General features: G+C 75.4%; 10 protein-coding genes and 2 pseudogenes. 6 read left to right on the forward strand and 6 right to left on the reverse strand.

Translation table 11 applies throughout. The features are described from left to right. Positions 1 to 9: 9 nt before the first annotated feature. Positions 10 to 2,604: a hypothetical protein gene (locus tag CRV15_RS26805; protein ID WP_003959408.1), complete on the forward strand. Its 2,595-nt coding sequence runs from the start codon at positions 10 to 12 to the stop codon at positions 2,602 to 2,604. Here CRV15_RS26805 and CRV15_RS26810 read toward each other — a convergent pair. From CRV15_RS26810 to CRV15_RS36890, 4 genes and pseudogenes are all read right to left on the reverse strand, one after another. Further along, positions 2,499 to 5,060, reverse strand: coding sequence for a right-handed parallel beta-helix repeat-containing protein (locus CRV15_RS26810; protein ID WP_009995238.1), 2,562 nt, complete (start codon positions 5,058 to 5,060; stop codon positions 2,499 to 2,501). The two genes, CRV15_RS26805 and CRV15_RS26810, sit on opposite strands and share 106 nt — an antisense overlap. 487 nt (positions 5,061 to 5,547) lie before the next feature. Next, the gene (locus tag CRV15_RS26815; protein ID WP_003959406.1) at positions 5,548 to 6,003 is read right to left on the reverse strand and encodes a DUF6643 family protein; all 456 of its coding nucleotides are present in this window, start codon (positions 6,001 to 6,003) and stop codon (positions 5,548 to 5,550) included. A 215-nt stretch (positions 6,004 to 6,218) separates the two neighbouring features. Then, positions 6,219 to 7,087 (reverse strand): annotated as a pseudogene (locus CRV15_RS36885) (glycosyltransferase); the annotation flags it as partial. Positions 7,088 to 7,532: 445 nt separating this feature from the next. Next, positions 7,533 to 7,934, reverse strand: a pseudogene (locus CRV15_RS36890) (glycosyltransferase); the annotation flags it as partial. Between CRV15_RS36890 and CRV15_RS26825 the strand changes: the two are divergent. The 5 genes from CRV15_RS26825 (at position 7,933) to CRV15_RS26845 (ending at position 14,481) form a co-directional block, all read left to right on the forward strand. Then, positions 7,933 to 8,778 carry a glutamate racemase gene (locus CRV15_RS26825; RefSeq protein WP_009995237.1) on the forward strand — a complete coding sequence of 282 codons (846 nt, stop codon included), beginning with the start codon at positions 7,933 to 7,935 and terminating at the stop codon, positions 8,776 to 8,778. The pseudogene CRV15_RS36890 and the gene CRV15_RS26825 sit on opposite strands and share 2 nt — an antisense overlap. A gap of 205 nt (positions 8,779 to 8,983) precedes the next feature. Beyond that, positions 8,984 to 9,544: a hypothetical protein gene (locus CRV15_RS26830; RefSeq protein ID WP_003959403.1), complete on the forward strand. Its 561-nt coding sequence runs from the start codon at positions 8,984 to 8,986 to the stop codon at positions 9,542 to 9,544. 155 nt (positions 9,545 to 9,699) lie between these two features. Next, entirely contained in the window at positions 9,700 to 11,310 is a 1,611-nt protein-coding gene (lnt, locus tag CRV15_RS26835) for an apolipoprotein N-acyltransferase (protein WP_003959402.1), read from the forward strand. Positions 11,311 to 11,446: 136 nt separating this feature from the next. Then, positions 11,447 to 11,935, forward strand: a complete 489-nt coding sequence (locus CRV15_RS26840; RefSeq protein WP_003959401.1) for an NUDIX hydrolase — start codon at positions 11,447 to 11,449, stop codon at positions 11,933 to 11,935. 233 nt (positions 11,936 to 12,168) lie between these two features. Continuing rightward, positions 12,169 to 14,481: an ATP-binding protein gene (locus tag CRV15_RS26845; protein WP_003959400.1), complete on the forward strand. Its 2,313-nt coding sequence runs from the start codon at positions 12,169 to 12,171 to the stop codon at positions 14,479 to 14,481. 403 nt (positions 14,482 to 14,884) lie between these two features. Here CRV15_RS26845 and CRV15_RS26850 read toward each other — a convergent pair whose 3' ends face one another. Both CRV15_RS26850 and CRV15_RS26855 read right to left on the reverse strand, forming a co-directional pair. After that, positions 14,885 to 16,222 carry a hypothetical protein gene (locus tag CRV15_RS26850; protein WP_003959399.1) on the reverse strand — a complete coding sequence of 446 codons (1,338 nt, stop codon included), beginning with the start codon at positions 16,220 to 16,222 and terminating at the stop codon, positions 14,885 to 14,887. Between the two features lie 630 nt (positions 16,223 to 16,852). After that, complete coding sequence (locus tag CRV15_RS26855; protein WP_003959146.1) at positions 16,853 to 17,776, reverse strand: MurR/RpiR family transcriptional regulator; 924 nt, start codon at positions 17,774 to 17,776, stop codon at positions 16,853 to 16,855. Positions 17,777 to 18,019: the final 243 nt, after the last annotated feature.

Genomic DNA, 18,019 nt, shown 5'->3' on the forward strand with positions numbered 1-18,019 from the left:
ACCACACCCATGCCGCCCGCGACCGAACCCCCGTCCCCGCGTACGGTGTCCCCGCCGGTGCCGCAGCCGCGGGGCGGGCCCGCCCTCGAACTGCTCGTCCACGGCGTCGGCGGAACCACTCCGCAGGAGATGCTGGGTGATCCGCGCACGGTCAGGATCAGCGGCGACGAGAAGGCCGCCGTCCACCGGCGCACCGACGACGAGTACGCGGACCGCGACCCCGACAACGGACACGACCCCGTCCCCGAGGCGTACTGCTGGTCCAACCTCACCTCCGGCAACAGTGCCCGCGCCCTGTGGCTGCTGCTCCTCCCGTTCATGATCGTCAATCTCGCGCACTGGATGCGCCCGCCCACCCGGGGACGCATGCGGACCACCCGGCTGTACGGGGTGCTCGTGCGGCTGATCGCGCTGAGCCTCACGGTGCTGATGACCGCCGCCGCCTGCGAGGTCGCCCTCGATCTGCTCGCCTGGCAGTGCGCGGGCACACCCGCCTGCGCCCAGGAGCGCGACTGGCTCGCCTCCTTCGCCGGGGCCGGGGGCGGCTGGTGGTCCCAGCCGGGCCGCAGGCTCGCCCTCGCCTCGCTGCTGCCGATCGGCCTGGTGGCCCTGCTCTGGTTCCTCTCCAACCGCACCTGGGCCGCGTACGAGTCCCAGCGGCCCCCCACCGGCGACGACCTGCCGGAGTCCGCCGCCGCGACCACCACCGGCGAGGACGTCGCCGACGCCACGGCCGACGGCACGGACACACCGGCGACCGCGGACGCCGCGGACGGCGGTCCCGGACGGCGGCCCCCGCTGCGGCCCGCGCTCGGCCGGCCCGGCTTCTGGTACGGCCGACGGCATGTCGCCCGGCTGCGCGCCGCCCACACCGCCGCCGGTTTCCTCACCGTCACCGCCGCCGTCGGCGGCGCCACGGTCCAGTACGACCAGCGGACCGGCCACACCCTGCTGGCACTCTGCGGCTGGGCGCTGCGCCTGGCCGTGATCGCCGCGGCCGTCTCCGTCGTCTGGGTCGTCGTCCGGCGGGGCCGCAAGGAGCGCAGGTTCGACGCCACGATCGACCGGGTCGTCGTCAGCGGACTGCCCGGCTGCGCGCTCGCCCTGCTCGCCCTCTCCCTGCTGTACGCGGGCTGGTCCCGGCCGGGCTGGAACTCGTCGGGCACCCTGCCCGACGAGACCACCTTCCAGGTCATCGCCGTCGCCCAGGGGCTGCTGGCCGTCGCGCTCGCTGCCACCGCCCATCGCCTCCAGCGGCGCGCCCGCCCCACCCGCTCCGTCCTGCACGGCCTCGGCGGCCCCGCCGTCGCCGTCCTCGCCTGCGCCATCGGCGGGGTGATGGCCGCCGGGACCGCCCAGCGGGTCGCCGACTGGCTCGACGGCCCCGGCTCGCCAGGCCGGGGCGGCGGCCATGTCCCCGGCACCCCCGTCCTGCTGAGCTGGCAGGCGTCCGCCATCCCGGTCGTCCTCCTGGTGCTGCTCGTCCCGCTCGCGGTGCTCGCGGTGCGGACCGGGCTCGCGGCCCGGCGGCTCGCCCCCCGGATCGAGCAGGAGTACGAGGCCGCCGAGGCGCCCCGGTCCGACACCGGCGTCTGGCGCCCCGACCGCGCCCGCACCCGCAGGATCGCGAACACCCGGGCGCTCGCCGCGCTCACCGACGACGCCCCGTGGCTGGTGGGCCTGATCGCCGTCGTCACCCTGCTGCTCGGCGCCGCCGCCGTCGCCGGGGCCTGGGCGACCGGCAAGGTCCCCGCCGAGGCGTTCGGCGCCGGCGGACTCGACGAGGACATCGCCGAAGGCGCGCAGTTCCTCGGCTCCTGGCTGGTCGGGGTCGTCTTCCTGCTCTTCGTCGCCCTCGGCCGCCGGGCCTACCAGGACCCCTCGGCGCGGCGCACCATCGGCATCCTCTGGGACGTCGGCACCTACTGGCCCCGGGCCGCCCACCCCTTCGCCCCGCCCTGCTACGCCGAGCGGGCCGTGCCCGACCTCACCTGGCGGATGGCCACCTGGACCGCCCGCACCGGCGGACGGCTCGTCATCTCCGGCCACTCCCAGGGCAGTGTGCTCGCGGCCTCCGCCGTGTGGCAGCTCTCCGCCGCCACCCGCGGCAGGGTGGCGCTCCTCACCTACGGCTCCCCGCTGGAACGGCTCTACGGCCGCTGGTTCCCCGCCTACTTCGGGCCGCCCGCCCTGGAGCAGCTCAGCGGCGAACTCGACTGCTGGCGCAATCTGTGGCGGCACACCGACCCCATCGGCGGCCCGGTACTGATCCCCGCCCACGCGGGCGAGCCGCCCGTCGACCGGGACGCCCTCAAGGACCCCGTGGTGTACGGGCGTTCCCCGGCGCACCCGCTGCCCGAGCCGATCCGGGGGCACGGCGACTACCAGGCCGACCCCGCCTTCGCCCGGGAGCGGCGGAAGCTGCTGGACCGGCTGCGCCCCGCCGTCCCCCGGCAGCAGAGCGCGCCACCGCCGCACCGGGGCGGCTCCCCGAACGGTCAGAGCGGCCCCGGGGAGCCCTCCGGTCCCGGCGGCGGTGACGGCGGAGCGAACGCCTGCGATCCGCCGGGCGGTTCGGGCAGCTCGGGCAGATCCTCCGGATAGAGCAGCGACAGATCGTCGGTGTCCGCGTCGCTCAGCGCGGCGACGCGGCCCGCGTGCCGCTCCACCATCGACTCGAAGGTCTGGCGCGCCGTGCGCCCATTGCCGAAGGCGGGGCCCTTGGGCAGCACGGCGAAGTACTTCAGCAGCGCCTCGCCGGTGCCGTCCGCCAGCCGGTACTCGTGCTCCTCCGCCTGCTGCTCCACGATCCGGATCAGCTCCCCGGGCCGATAGTCCCCGAAGGTGATCGTCCGGGAGAACCGGGAGGCGACCCCCGGGTTCACCGACAGGAAGCGCTCCATCTCGGCGGTGTACCCGGCCACGATCACGACCACCGCGTCACGGTGGTCCTCCATCAGCTTCACCAGCGTGTCGATGGCCTCCTTGCCGAAGTCCCGCCCGGAGTCCTCGGGGGAGAGGGCGTACGCCTCGTCGATGAAGAGCACCCCGCCGCGCGCCCGGTCGAACGCCTCCTGGGTGCGGATCGCGGTGGAGCCGATGTGCTCGCCCACCAGGTCCACCCGGGAGACCTCCACCAGATGGCCGCGCTCCAGCACCCCGAGCGCGGCCAGGATCTCCCCGTACAGCCGTGCCACCGTCGTCTTGCCGGTGCCGGGGGAGCCGGTGAAGACGAGATGGCGGCGGACCGACGCGGCCTTCAGCCCGGCCTCCCGGCGGCGCCTGCCCACCTCGATCATGTCGATGAGCGAGCGCACCTCCCGTTTGACGCTCTCCAGGCCGACGAGGCCGTCCAGCTCGCCGAGGACCGCGTCCGTGTCACGGTGCGCCGCGGCGGGCACCGGCTCGGGCCACGCCGTCGTCGTCGTGGCCGCGGGGGCCGACGGCGGGAACGGAGGCGGCCCGGGGGAGACCGGGGGCACGGCGGGCGGAGCGGCGGGCACCCCGGGCAGACCCCCCGTCAGGGGCGCGGTCCGTCCCGGCGGCAGCGGGTCGAGCGGCAGCGGCACCCGGTCGGCGGGCGCCGGGGCCGTGCTCGTGTCCCCGGTCGAGTGCTCCACGGCCACCAGGGCGGGCTCGGCGAACTCGTAGCCGCCCCGCGCGCAGCGCTCGGTGCGGCAGCGGCTCAGCGCCGTGCGGCAGCCGTCCATCACATGGAAGCCGTAGCCCTCGCTGTCGACGACCCGGCAGCCCCGGAAGGTGCCCCGGCCCCCGGCCGACACATAGAAGCCCGCCTCGGCGGGCGAGGTGACCGTGCAGCGCTCGACCACCGGGTCCGCCCCCTTGGTGACGATGACGCCCGTCTGGGCCCCGTCGATCGAGCAGTCGCTCAGGGTGCCGCCGCTGCCGTGGTCACGGAACCACGCCCCCGTGGACGTCTCCCTGATCCGGCAGTCGTCGAGCTGCGCCGTGGCGCCGTCGCTCACCGACACCGCGGTATTGCGGATCTGGAAGAGATCGCTGTCCAGGACATCGACCCGGGACCCCCGGTCGAGCACGAACAGCGCGTCCGGGACATCGCGTACCCGGCACCCCTCCAGGACGGCGGTCGCCCCGTCGCTGATCCACACCGCCGGGTAGTCGCCGGTGCTCTCGTGTATGCCGCACTGGTGCGCGTCCACCCGGGTGCCCGGGTCCCACACCGACAGGCCGTTGCGTCCGAAGCGGCTCACGGTGGAGCGGGTGAGCGTCAGTACCGAGCGGGAGCGCAGATCGATCGCGTTCTCCGGCACGTCGTGGATGTCGCAGTCGGAGAGGGTGAGGACGGCGTCGGTGTCCAGGGTGATGCCGTCGGCGGAGGTGCGGTGGACGACGGAGTCGGTGAGGTGCGCCGACGCGCGTGCCGCTATCTGCACCCCCGCGCCCCTCACCTCGTACACCTCGCAGCCGACGGCCTCCAGGGCGCTGCCGTCGCCGGTGATGGCGAGACCGGCGCCCGAGGCGTGGTGCACCCGGCAGCGGTCGAGCCGGGGATGGCCGCCGCCGCGCACCGACACCCCCGCCTGTCCCGCCGACACCACCTCGCACTCCTCGAACACACCGCCCGCGCCGTCCAGCACGGCGATGCCGGTGCCCGCGGGATTGTCGACGCTGCACCGGCGCACGGTGGGCCGCGCGGCGCCGCGCACTTCGAGACCGGCGGCGGAACGGGTGGAGATCCGCAGATCGGTCAGCTCCGGTGTGCCCTCCTCGATCAGCAGCGCGGGCACCGTCGTGTCCTGGCCCTCCACCTGGAGGCCCTGGACCGTCGCCGACGCGCGCACCGTCAGCGGTACTCCGTCGGCGGGCGCGATCCGCGCCGAGCCGAGCGACGCGTCGGGGCCGCGCAGGACGACCGACCGGTCGATCGTCAGATTCTCGCGGTACGTCCCCGGGGCCACCGTGACGACATCACCGTCCGCCGCCGCCTCCAGGGCGGCGGTGAGGGAGGAGTACTCGCCCGTGCGGCGCCGCCACCGGGATGTGCCGATGTGGGTCACCTGGACCGTGCCCTGTGCCATCGTGCTGCTCTGCCCCCACCTCGGGATTCGTTGCCACGCGTCTCGGGGAAGGGGGACGCCCCCTCGGGACCCGTCCCCGCGCGCACGGCGTCCGACCCGTGCCGTCGCAGGACACCGCGTCCGCCCGCGCGGAGGGTCCCGGCCCCAGGGAAGGGACCGCACCCACCGTAGCGCGCGCGAGGGGCGGTGGTTGACGGGGAGCGGAGGCGGCCGTCGGCCGGTGGAGCGACCCCCGTACGGAGCGACGGCGACGCAGCCGGGCGGGCCGCTCCGGAAGGAGGGCGCGGGCACCGGCCGTCAGGGTGCCGTACGGGCCGTAGGGGTCCCGCACTGCCTCAACGCAGGGGGTACGGCGCGGAGTTCCCGCAGACCTCGTCGGGCGGAAACCCCGCTGCCGGGGGAAGGGGACACACATACGGAGGGGGGTCGGAGGAGGGCTCCCGACGGAGGCGGGGAGGCGCGGAAGGGAGCGGAGGGGAGCGCTGTATCAGTAACCCTGGCCCGGGTGGGGGCGGTTGTACGGGTCCTGGTACGGCGCGGGCGCGGGCCGGGCCGCGGCCGGGCGCATCGCCTCATAGCCGGTGGGCACCGGGCGCTGCTGCGAGAACTGCCCGGGAGGCGCCGGATACGCCCGCGGGGCGGGCGGCTGCGGCTGCGGTATGTACGGCGCCACGGCCTGCTGGAGCGGCATCGGCGGCTGAGGCGCCTGCTGCTGATAGCCGTACGCCGGCGGCTGCTGGTGCGCGGGGGCGGCCGGGAGCGCGGGCAGGGCCGACGGAAGCGCCGGCAGATGACTGGAACCGCTGTCGTACGGGGCGGGGACCCGGATCGGGGCGATCTGGGGCGTACCTCGCTCTGCGACAAGGGAGTCGTAGATAGGGGTGTCGGCGAAGGACGGTGCGGAGTAGTAACCGCCGCCGTAGGTGGAGCGGGGGGAGGTCATGGGACCTAAGGTAAGCCCACGAGTGCCGGTTGGGGAGGCCGGTATCTGGGTTGTTTCGGTGGATGCCTGGCCACATGGAGCAGTAATGCGAGCGAATGCGGGAAAATCGGTCGCGCAACAGGGCAAGAATCCTGTAAAGAGCAGGTTGACGGCGGGTTACCGATGGGTTCAGGGGGTGGAAAACGCCTCCGGCGCCCCAGGGTCGCCGGGACGGCTCACCGGCCGGATCCGCCCGTCCGTCCGCCACCGCCGGTACGCGTGTAGGCGCGCCCCTTCCAGGACGCGCCGAGCCCCCGGTGGTGCCGGAGCGCCGAGTCCACGGTCATCAGCAGATAGAGCAGCGCGGTGAACGGGAGCGCGAGCGCGAGCAGCGGCGGCTGACGGTAGTACCGCAGCATCGGCAGACAGCTCATGGCCATCAGCGCCCACGCGCACGCCCCCGCCCGGAGCGCCGTGGTGTCCCCGGCCACGAGCCCCGCGCACACCGCCCAGGGCGGTACCAGATAGACCAGGATGAGCCCCGCGACCGTACCGGCGAGCAGTACCGGGCTGTGCCGGAGCTGGGTGTACGCGCTGCGCGACACCATCCGCCACAGCTCCGGGAGTCCGGGGTAGGGCCGCACGCTGGTGACCCGCTCCGCGAGCCCCAGCCAGATCCGGCCACCGGACCGGCGCACCGCCCGCGCCAGCGCCACATCGTCGATCACGGCACCCCGGATGGAGTCGGGCACTCCCGCCCGGTCGGCCGCGGACGTCCGCAGCAGCACACAGCCGCCCGCCGCGGCGGCCGTGCGGGACCCCGGGCGGTTGACCCGGCGGAACGGGTAGAGCTGGCAGAAGAAGTACACGAACGCGGGGACCACGAGCCGTTCCCACCCGGTGGTGACCCGTAGCCGCGCCATCTGCGACACCAGGTCCAGCCGGTGCGCGCGGGCGGCGGACACCAGGGCGCGGAGGCTGTCCGGGGCGTGCGCGATGTCGGCGTCGGTGAGGAGCAGATACTCGGGCGCCGCGGCCCCCCGTGACGGACCGTCCGCCGCGGGTCCGCCGGGGCGCCCCGGCGACCGGGCGGCGGACTCCCCGGCCGGGGCCCCCGGGCTCTCGGGGCGGGTGGCCGATTCCCGGCGCGGGGTTCGGTGGGTGCCGGTGGGCGGTCGGCCTCCGGACCGTCCCGGACCGTCCGGGGCCTCCCGCTCGCGGTGGTGCCCGGGGGCCGGAGGGGTGTCCCGGGCGGCGACGGTCCCGATGACGGACGTGCGGGGGTCGCCCGCCCCGGCGGCTTCCCGGGACGGGGTACCCCGGGCAGCGGATTCCCGGGACGGGGCGCGGTGGGTGCCGCCGGTCGGCAGGCCCCCGGGCCGCCCGGACCCCGCCGGGCCGTCGGGGCCCTCTTGCCCGCGCTGGTGCCCGGGGGTGTTCCGGGCGTCGGCGGCGCCGGTGACGGGCCTTCGGGGTCCGGCGGCCCCGGCGGCGGACTCCCCGTGCGGGGTTCCCGGGGTCTCGGGGCGGGTGGCCGATTCCCCGTGCGGGGCGCGGGCCCGGTCGATGCCGTGGCGGACGGCCCACAGCTTGCCCGTCCAGCCCGGTGGCGGCTCACCGGGGGAGACGACCCGCAGCGGCAGCCCCCCGTACCGCTCGGACAGGGAGCGCGCCAGCGCGCCTGTGCCGTCCGTGCTGCCGTCGTCCACCAGCACGACCCCGGCCCGGCCGGGATACTCCTGGGCCAGCAGCGACGGCAGGGAGAGCGGCAGCACCGCCGCCTCGTCCCGGGCGGGGACGAGGACGGCGACATCCGGCCACTCGTCCGGTTCGCCGCCCGGCCCCGGGGGGCGCGGCAGCCGCTGGTCCGTGCGCCAGAAGAAGCCCCGGCACAGCAGCAGCCACCCCCAGACGGCCAGGGAACCGAGGGCGGTCCAGGCGAGGGCGCTCATGCGCCGCAGTCTGCCCCACCGGACCGCCTCACCGGGGCCTGTCGACTATGGTGACCGGGTGAAGATCGCGCTTATGGACTCCGGAATCGGCCTGCTCGCGGCTGCCGCCGCGGTACGCGGACTGCGGCCCGACGCGGATCTCGTGCTCTCCCAGGACCCCGACGGGATGCCCTGGGGTCCGCGCACCCCGGAGGGGGTGACCGAGCGGGCGCTCGCCGTGGCCCGCGCCGCCGCCGAGCACGCCCCGGACGCCCTGATCGTCGCCTGCAACACCGCCACCGTGCACGCCCTGCCCGCGCTCCGGGCGGCGCTGGAACCCGCGATCCCGGTCATCGGCACCGTACCGGCGATCAAGCCCGCCGCCGTGGCCGGAGGTCCCATCGCCATCTGGGCCACCCCGGCCACCACCGGCAGCCCCTACCAGCGCGACCTGATCGGCCGGTTCGCCGGGGCCGTCGATGTCGCCGAGGTGCCCTGCCCGGGTCTCGCCGACGCGGTGGACCACGCCGACGACGAGGCCATCGACCGGGCGGTGGCCGCCGCGGCGGCCCGCACCCCCCGGGACACCCGGGCCGTGGTCCTCGGCTGCACCCACTACGAACTCGTGGCCGAGCGCATCCGGGACGCCATCGGGACCCCCGTGGCCCTCCACGGGTCCGCCGGAGCCGTCGCCGCCCAGGCGCTGCGCCGGATCGGGGCCGCGCCCGCGCCGGGGGCCACCGCGTCCGGGACGCTGACCGTGCTGCTCAGTGGGCGGGCGTCCGCCCTGCCCGACAGGGCGCTGCGCTACGCCGAGGGCCGCGGGCTCCAGCCGCTGGCCACCGGGGCCGACTTCGGGGGCTGACCCCGCCGAGGACCGCGCCGACACGATCCCGTACGCGCGAACGATTCCGTACGCGCGCGAACACCGTCCCCGCCGCCCGTTCCGGCAGGTGGCGGAGGCGTTCTTCCCGTCGGCGATCCATGTCGGGCATCGTGTGACATGTCCGATGGGTGATGCGTCTCATGGAGCCGATGCCGACCCGCCGGTCCCTGGGTACGCTGCGAACATGAGGGACCACCCCCGCGATCCCGCGGCCTCCCCGGCGGAGCCGACGCCCGCCGTGTGGACCGGCCGCGCGACCAATCGGATGCAGTGGCTGCTCGCCCTGGCGGGAGCCGCCTTCGTCGTCCTCGGTATCGAGCTGGCCGTCCGGTCCTCCTGGTCGTCCGGTATCGCACCGCTGCTGATGGCCGTCATCGGCTGTGTCGCCGTGGGACTGCTGATGCTCTACGGGACGCTCGCCTTCGTCCATGTGGCGGTACGGGTCGACAGCGACGCGGTCGAGGTCCGCTGCGGCCATCTGGGGCTGCCCCGCCGCCGGATTCCCCTCGCCCAGGTGGTGGCCGCCGAATTCGCCCCCAGTGTCACCCCGCGCCAGTGGGGCGGCTGGGGCTACCGGTGGCGGCCGGAGAAGGGCACCGCCGTGATCGTGCGCCGGGGCGAGGGCATCGTCGTCACCCTGGGTGACGGCCGGACCTTCACGGTGACCGTGGATGACGCCGAGGCCGCCGTCCGCGCCATCCGGGACCGCCTCCGTCCGCCCACGGGCACCCCGGCGGAGATCTGATCCCCCCGTTCCCCTCCCGCGCACCCGTCCCGGGCGGCCCGGCCGGGCCCCGGGCGGGTGACCGAGTTGTCCCCAGGGACGCGTCCCTGCGGAGTTGTCCACAGGGACGCGCCCGGGACGACGCGCGCATACCCCCTCGCCGTAGACTCCGGCAGGTGAGCACCACCATCGCCGCCGTCGACACCCCCGAGCCCGCCACCGCCCGGCGCGTCCCGCCGCTGCGGCGGCTGACGCGGCCCCTGGCCGCCGTGGCCTCCGGGGTGCTGCTCTTCCTCAGCTTTCCGCCCCGGCCGCTGTGGTGGCTGGCGGTGCCCGCCTTCGCCCTGCTGGCCTGGACCCTGCGCGGACGGCGCCTCCGTACCGCGTTCGGCCTCGGCTGGCTGAGCGGTCTCGGTTTTCTGCTGCCGCTGCTGATATGGACCGGCGAGGAGGTCGGGCCGGTCCCGTGGATCGCGCTCGCCGCCGTGGAGGCGCTGTTCATCGCCGCCACCGCCGTGGGCATCGCCGTCGTCGGCCGGCTCCCGGCCTGGCCGCTGTGGGCGGCGGCGGTCTGGATCCTCGGCGAGGCCGCGCGCGCCCGGGTCCCGTTCGGGGGCTTCCCCTGGGGGAAGATCGCCTTCGGCCAGGCCGACGGGGTCTTCCTCCCGCTCGCCGCCGTCGGCGGCACCCCCGTGCTCGGCTTCGCCGTCGTCCTGTGCGGCTTCGGGCTGTACGAGCTGGTGCGGCGCGCCCTGGCCTTCCGGCGCACCGGCGAGCTGCCCCGGGGGCCGCTGGCCGTCGCCCTGCTCAGTCTGTTCCTGCCGGTCACAGCGGCGTTCGCGGCACTGCCGCTGGTCGACGCGTCCGCCGAGGACGGCACCGCGACCGTCGCCGCCGTACAGGGCAACGTGCCCCGCCTCGGGCTCGACTTCAACGCCCAGCGCCGCGCGGTCCTCGACAACCACGCGCGGCGCACCCAGGAGCTGGCCGCCGATGTGGCGGCGGGCCGCTCCCCGCGGCCCGACTTCGTCCTCTGGCCGGAGAACTCCTCCGACCTCGACCCCTACCGCAATCCCGACGCCCGCGCCGTGATCGACGAGGCCGTACGGGCGATCGGGGTGCCCACCGTCGTGGGCGCGGTGCTCAGCCCCGACACCGGCAAGCTCCGCAACACCCTCATCGCGTGGGACCCCGAACACGGCCCCGTCGACACCTACGACAAGCGCCATGTGCAGCCCTTCGGCGAGTACATCCCGATGCGGTCCGTCGTCCGCCTCTTCAGCTCCGACGTGGACCGGGTGCGGCGCGACTTCGGCCCCGGCGACAAGATCGGCGTCTTCGACCTGGCGGGCACCAAGGTCGGCCTCGTCACCTGCTACGAGGCCGCCTTCGACGACATGGCCCGCGACACCGTCACCGAGGGCGCCCAGCTCATCTCCGTCCCCAGCAACAACGCCACCTTCGGGCGGAGCGAGATGACCTATCAGCAGCTCGCGATGTCCAGGGTGCGGGCGGTCGAGCACAGCCGCACCGTGGTCGTGCCGGTCACCAGCGGCGTCAGCGCGGTGATCACCCCCGACGGGAAGGTGATCAGCAAGTCGGGGATGTTCACCCCGGACGTCCTGGTCGAGGAGGTGCCGCTGCGCTCCTCGCTGACCCCGGCGACACGGCTCGGCGTCTGGCCCGAGATCGCGCTGCTGCTGCTCGCCGCGGGCGCCCTGGGCACCTCCGCCACCACCACCCTCCGCGCCCGCCGCGCGGCCGGTCCCACCACCGCCGCCGACTGACCCGCCCCGCCTCCGCCCGGGAGCACGTCCGCACCTGGCTCCCGGGCCGAACGGCCCGCCTCGCCCCGAGGCGGACCGAGCAAACGGAAGACCGAGTCACCGGAAGAGAGGATCTTGCCCGGGTTAGGCTCGCGGCATGGCCACTCCCGACTTCATCCGTGAGATCCGTGCCGCCGCGGGGCACCGGTTGCTGTTGCTGCCGGGTGTCAGCGCGGTCGTCTTCGACGACGAGGGGCGGGTGCTGCTCGTCCGGCGGGCGGACAACGGCCTCTGGTCGATCATCGGGGGGATCGCGGAGCCCGGTGAGGAACCGGCCGGGACGGCGGTGCGCGAGGTGTACGAGGAGACCGCGGTGCGCTGTACGGCGGAGCGGGTCGTCCTGGTCCAGGGGCTGCCCCGGCCGGTCACCTACCCCAACGGCGACCGTTGCCAGTACATGGACATCTGCTTCCGCTGCCGCGCCACCGGCGGCCTGGCCCGGGTCAATGACGACGAGTCGCTGGAGGTGGGGTGGTTCGCGCTGGACGCCCTGCCCGAGCTGAGGGAGTTCGCCCGGTTCCGGATCGCGCAGGCGCTGACCGAGGGCCCGGCCTGGTTCAGCCCGGCCGCCGCCCCTGTCGGCTAGCCCCCGTCGGTCCGCCGCCCCCGTTGGACGGCCCCTGTCGGGCAGCCGCCCCCACCGGGGCCGCCCGCCCCTTACCGGAGCCCGGCGGCCCCGGCAAGCGGACCCCGCGTTCGGCACCGTACTGGCTGGATATCGTTCAAGAATTGATCGACTCGGTCAGCCGTGGTCGCGTGATTGACCACGCTCCGGGTAGGAACTAGCGGACCCGTACAGGCGACTGAGGGGGCTCGTGGATGACAGCGTGGGATGCCCGCGACGAGGGGACCGGCACCACCACGGACGGCACCACTCCCGGCGGCGGCCCCCCGGTCGGCCCCCCTGAAGGGCCCGGCGCGGACCCCGGCGCACCCGCTCGCCCCAACACCATCGGCGGATCGGCCCGGTTCCTCGGCCACACCGTCCAGGCGGGCGAGGTGCACGGCGGCATACACCTCCACCACCCGCCCCCGCAGGCCCCCGCGCGGCCGGTCCCGCGCCAGCTTCCGCCCGTCCCCGCCCACTTCATCGACCGTGAGCCGGACATCGACGCCCTCACCGCCCTGCGCGCCGGGGAGCGCCCGCTGATCGTCGTCAGCGGCCCCGCCGGGGTGGGCAAGACCACGCTGGTCTCCCGCTGGCTGCGCACCCTCGACGAGGACTTTCCCGACGGGCAGCTCTACGCCGATCTGCGGGGCCACGCGCCCGCGGACCCGCCGCCCGCGCACCACCCCGACACCCCGGCCACCCAGAGCGAGGTCCTCGGCCGCTTTCTGCGGGCCCTCGGCGCCGTCTCCGTGCCCGACGACCCGACCGAGCAGATGGCGCTGTGGCGGTCCAGCACCGCCGACCGCCGGATGGTGGTCATGCTCGACAACGCCTTCACCGCCGCGCAGATCCGGCCGCTGCTGCCCGGTGGCCCCGGCTGTCTGGTCACCGTCACCAGCCGCCGGATGCTCTCCGGACTCCGGCTGGAGGGGGCGGAGTTCCACCGCCTCGACGCGCTGGGCACCGACGACGGCATCGAACTCCTCCGCCGCACCATCGGCAACGAACGGGTGGAGAGCGAGTTCCCGGCCGTGCGGGAGGTCGTCACCCTCTGCGCCGGGCTGCCGCTGGCGGTCTGTCTCGCGTCGGCCCGGCTGGCCTCCCGGCCCCGCCAGCCGGTCGAGGCCCTGGCCCGGGCCCTCACCCCGGACTCCGAACGGCTCACCGCGCTGGAGGTGGAGGGCGAGGCGACTGTGCGCAAGGCCCTCGACGCCTCGTACGACGTCCTGAGCGAGCCCGCCGCCCTGCTCTACCGGGCCCTCGGCGCGCTGCCGCTGCGCACTTTCGACGCCCGCACCGCCGCCGCCTCCTGCGGGGAGGGCCTCGCCTGGGCGCAGCGCCGTCTCGACGAGCTGATCGAGGCGCATCTGATGGAGGAGACCGGCCCGGACCGCTGCCGCTTCCACGACCTCGTCCGGGTGCACGCCCAGGGCCGCGCCCTGCGGGAGGACGGCCCGATCGCGCGCGAGGAGACCCTGAGACGGGTGTGCGAGTGGTATCTGGAGACGGCCTCCGCCGCGCAGCGCGGGCTCACCCCCGCCCAGGCGGTCCTGCCCCGGACCCCGAAGCTCCCCTCGCCGGGGCTGCCGCTGCCGTTCGACGACGACACCGGGGCCCTCGGCTGGCTCGACTCCCACCGGGACGGACTGATGGCCGCCGTCCGCGCCGCCCACGAGCGGGGCTGGTACGCCACGGCCTGGCAGCTCGTGGACGCCTGTTGGCCGCTCTTCCTCCGGCTGAGCCACTACGACCTGTGGATACCGGCGCACGAGATCGGCCGGGACGCGGCCCGCCGGGACGGCCACGGCGCCGCCGAGCGGCAGATGCTCAACTCCGGGGCCATCGGCCTCGGCGCGTCGGGCCGGATCGACACGGCCACCGAGTGGTACGAGGAGTCCCTGCGGGCGGCCCGCGCGGCGGGTGATGTCCGGGACGAGGGGCAGGCGCTGCTGGGGCTCGGCTTCTGCCACCGGCGGGCGGGCCGGCCGGACCGGGCGGCGGCGCTGCTGGAGCGGGCCATCGTGGTGTGGGACGGCTGCGGTTACCGCCGGGGCACGGCGCTCGCCCGGACGACCCTCGGCGAGGTGTCCCTCGCCGAGGGCGACCCGGCCGCCGCGATGGGCCACTTCCGGCGGGCCCGCGCCACCCTGCTGGAGGTGGACGACCCGCATGACGCGACCCGCGCCCTCGCGCTCCTCGGCCGCGCCCGGGTGTGTTCGGGCGCGTACGCGGAGGGCATGGCCGAACTGCGGGAGGCCCTCGACCGTTTCACCGGCTCGGGCGCCCGCCACTGGCAGGCCCGTACCCTCGAAATGCTCGCGGACAGCGCCCGGGACGGCGGGGACGGGCCCGCCGCCCGGGAGTGGTACGAGCGGGCGGTCGCCGTCTACCGGACGACCAGCCCGGACGACGCCGAGCGGCTGGAGGCGGCCCTCGGCGGCGCGAACGCGCCGGGGGAGCCGCCCGCCACCAGCCAGGCGTGCAGACAGGACGGCAGCAGCGAGTCCCGGGGGTCCTCCTGACACGGGAGGGTCAGCACCCGCCCCTCGGACCCCGCCGCTGCCGCCCAGACCCCGCCCACGAGGGGAACGGCGGCCAGCGGACAGCCCGGATGCGCCGCGCGCAGGGCGATGAGGAGCCCGAGCGCGGCGCCCGCCGGCCGGGGGCACCCGGCGTACAGGACGTCGGCGCACGCCAGCGCCCAGGGTTCCCGGCAGCGGTCGACGTCCACGGCCAGATGCTCGTCCAGCGGGCCGAACGGTACCGGCCGTGCGCCCCCGGCCGGTACCGGCAGGACATAGGGGCGGGAGAGCCGTCCGCCGCGGGCGCGCAGCGCGGCCGGGACCGGCCGGTGCCGTGGACCGCCGCACCGTGCCGTGGGCCGGGTGGGGATCAGCTCCACCGTGACGAGCCGCGGCGCACCGGTCATACGGGCGCCTCCCAGCCGGTGGCCGCCCAGGAGTCCATCGGGTGCGGCGCGGGCAGCGGGACCGTCGCCGGGGGGTGGGCCGGCTGTCCCAGCCGCAGCAGCCGGTACATCAGAAAGCGCATGTTCCGGTTGAACCGCCCGGGTTCCGAGGTGATGCGGGAGCTGATCGCCGCGTACTCCTCGGGCCGGTACTCGGCCGCCGCGTACTCCAGTTGCCCGGCGAGGGGTTCCACCGGGGAGAGCGCGGGCGCGGTGACCGCGAGCGCGGCGGCGGGCGAGGCCGGGTTGATCTCGTGCTCGGGCGAGGCGGCCAGCAGCATCGGGGCGCCGGTGAGCGTGCCGTACAGGGTGACCGAGCCGTGGTCGCCGATGAGGCGGTCGGCCGCTATCAGCACGCTGCGCCAGTCGGCGGCGGGCGGCAGCAGCGCGACACCGCGTTCGATCCAGCGCCCCAGCCAGGTCCTGACCTGCCAGGGGCTGTGCCCGGACCAGATGTTGGGGTGGACGAGGACGGCCGTGCGGTACTCCTCGGGCGGCAGCTCGGTGATCAGACGCGGCAGCAGGGTCTCGAACCGGCCGAAGGACGAGGAGGGGCCCCAGGTGGAGATCGCGACCACCAGCTTCTGCGCGTCGGTGACCCCGAGGGCCGCGCGGTACGCGGAGCGCAGCGGCAGACTCGCCGTGATGCGGTCGTGCACCGGGTCGCCGACGACATGCGTCAGCGGCAGCACGTCCGGGCAACTGCGGGCCAGTTCGGTCAGGTCGGCGTGGTGCGGGACGACCACCGCGGCGGGCAGCCTGCCGCCCGGGGTGAGATCCGCCGGGCGCAACCCGGCGACCTGGGAGCCTGCCGCCGTGATGACGCGCTTCACATAGTTCGCGCCGTGCGGCAGGGTGATCAGCGGTGCGCGCAGCCGTTCGACACCCCGGGGCCCGGCGGCGAGGGCGAGGTCGAAGTCGGTGCGCAGGGCCTCGTCCCAGGGGAGCACGGGGCTTCCGAGCCGGGCGAGGAAGGACGGTACGCCGTCGCCGAAGGCGTGGGGCGGGGCGGTGAAGACGGTCTGGAGCCGGAAGTCCTCCTTCAGCAGGGCGAGAACGTCGAGGAGGCGTTTCGCGTAGGGAACGGTGTGGACCACGGCGAGGATCTTCCTGCGGGCGGCCAGGGTCACCCACTGGCCGCCCGGCCCCGGCTGCCACGGCACGGGGGCCGCCGTCGGGGCCGTCAACGCCCCCGGTACGGCCGCCGGTCGGGAGGTGGCCGCCGCCCGCCCGGGTGGCGCCGGTGGTGGCGACGGTAAGGACGGTGACGGTGCGATCGTGTTCAACGCCTGCATGGCGCCCCCCGTTGGTCTGCTGCGGGAAGGGCCGGACCGGCCCTCTGCCTCCTGATTGCCCGAGGTCGCCGAGCGGAAGGCTTGCCCGGTCCTTGCGGAAAACTTGCGGGGGCACACCTGTTGGTGTGACCGGCCCACAGGGCCGTCGGCGGGCTGGTACGGGAGGGGGGCGCGCGGCCGGGGGAAGCGGGCGGGGCGCGGGCGCGCACGGCGGACGGAAGAGCCCCCGGCGGAAAGGTTTTCGGCGGCCCCGGCCCAGGGGTAGGCCGGGACCGCCGGGGTGGACGGTCCGCAGGGGATTCGGAGCCGCCCGTACGGAGCGCCGCGGATCGGACGCGAGGAGGAGAGGCGTCGTCCCCGGACTCCGGTTCAGGGGTCCTTGGTGGCTGGGTCCCCGCGCCCGAAGGCGCGGCAGGGAGACCGCCGGAGGGAGAACCGGCACACCACAGAGGAGGAAGGAGGAGAGAGCGCTACGGGTGCGGGGCGGCCGGGGTGGTGCCGTCCCCGGATGCCGGGTGATATCGAGCAGTAAACATATATACCGTCGAGTAAGCAAGGGTATGAAAAATTTCATACGAACACGGTGCGTGACCAACGGCCCGTTCCCCGGGGCCCTGTGAGGCGGTTCCGTCAGTCGTCGAGAAAGAACCCGTGCTGCTCGGCGGCGTGTTCGTACCCTTCGAGGCGGGCCTGGGTCCGCTGGGGGTCGGCGTCGGCCATCGCCTGGAGCAGCGCCGCCGAGAGCACCCCGGGGGCGGCGTACGAGTCGAAGACCAGCCGCGACCCCGTGGCCGCCGTCAGTGTCGCGTCGGCCTCGTCCGCCGGCGGCCCGAGCGCGGCATCGGTCAGCAGGGCGACCTTCAGCCCGGTGGAACGGGCGGCGCGGATCGCGGCCAGGGTCTCCCGGGCGTGCCGGGGCATCGCGAACGCCAGCACCCAGCTCCCGCCGGCCTCCCGGGACTGGAGAAGCGCGTCATAGGCGACGCTGCCGCCCCGGGTCACCGTGCGGACATCGGGGTGGATGCGCCGGGCCGCGTACGCGAAGTACTCGGCGAGAGGGGCGGAGATCCGCAGGCCGAGCACGGTCAGCGGGGTGGAGCGGGCCAGCTCCCGCCCGACGCAGAGCACCTGGTCGGTGTCGGCGAGGGTGCGCCGCAGGGCCTCCAGATTCTCGATCTCGGCGTCGACGGCGGCCTGGAGCTCGTTGCGGCGCGCCCCGTCCTCCGCGTCCGGCGCGGGCGCCGCCGCCGAGAGCGCGATCGGCTGGAGCGCCTCCCGCAGCGCCGGATAGCCGCTGAAGCCGACGGACGCGGCGAAGCGGGTCACCGAGGGCTGGCTGACCCCGACGCGTTCGGCGAGGTCCGTGATGGAGAGGAAGGCGGCCTCGGTGAGATGGTCGGTGATGTAGCGGGCGATCCGCCGCTGCCCCGGTGAGAGCCGGTGGCCGCCGAAGAGGGCGAGCAGCCGGTCGGTGGGGGCCGGTTCGGTGCCGGGGGCGGGTCCGCCCGGTGTGATCGCGGCTGCCAGGGCCCGTGCCCGCTGGTCGGATGACACCGGTGTCACTCCTTCTCGTCCCGCCACTCCCGCTCAACATAGCCCAGCCGCCGCTGCCCGGCGGGGAGTCGGCCCCCGCCCGCCCGTCCGTCTCGGATGGCGGACGGGCCGGGTGCGGGGTCCGTCCCGGACGGCGCGGGCGGCGGGCGGTACCGCCGAGGGGCGCGGCGGTCCGGCGGGCGATACGGCTTGCGCGAGAACCATCGTTCTCTCTACGCTGCGGAGCACGGAGAGAATAAACGT

Origin of the sequence: Streptomyces clavuligerus, assembly GCF_005519465.1 — a bacterium.
Classification (GTDB): Bacteria; Actinomycetota; Actinomycetes; order Streptomycetales; family Streptomycetaceae; genus Streptomyces; species Streptomyces clavuligerus.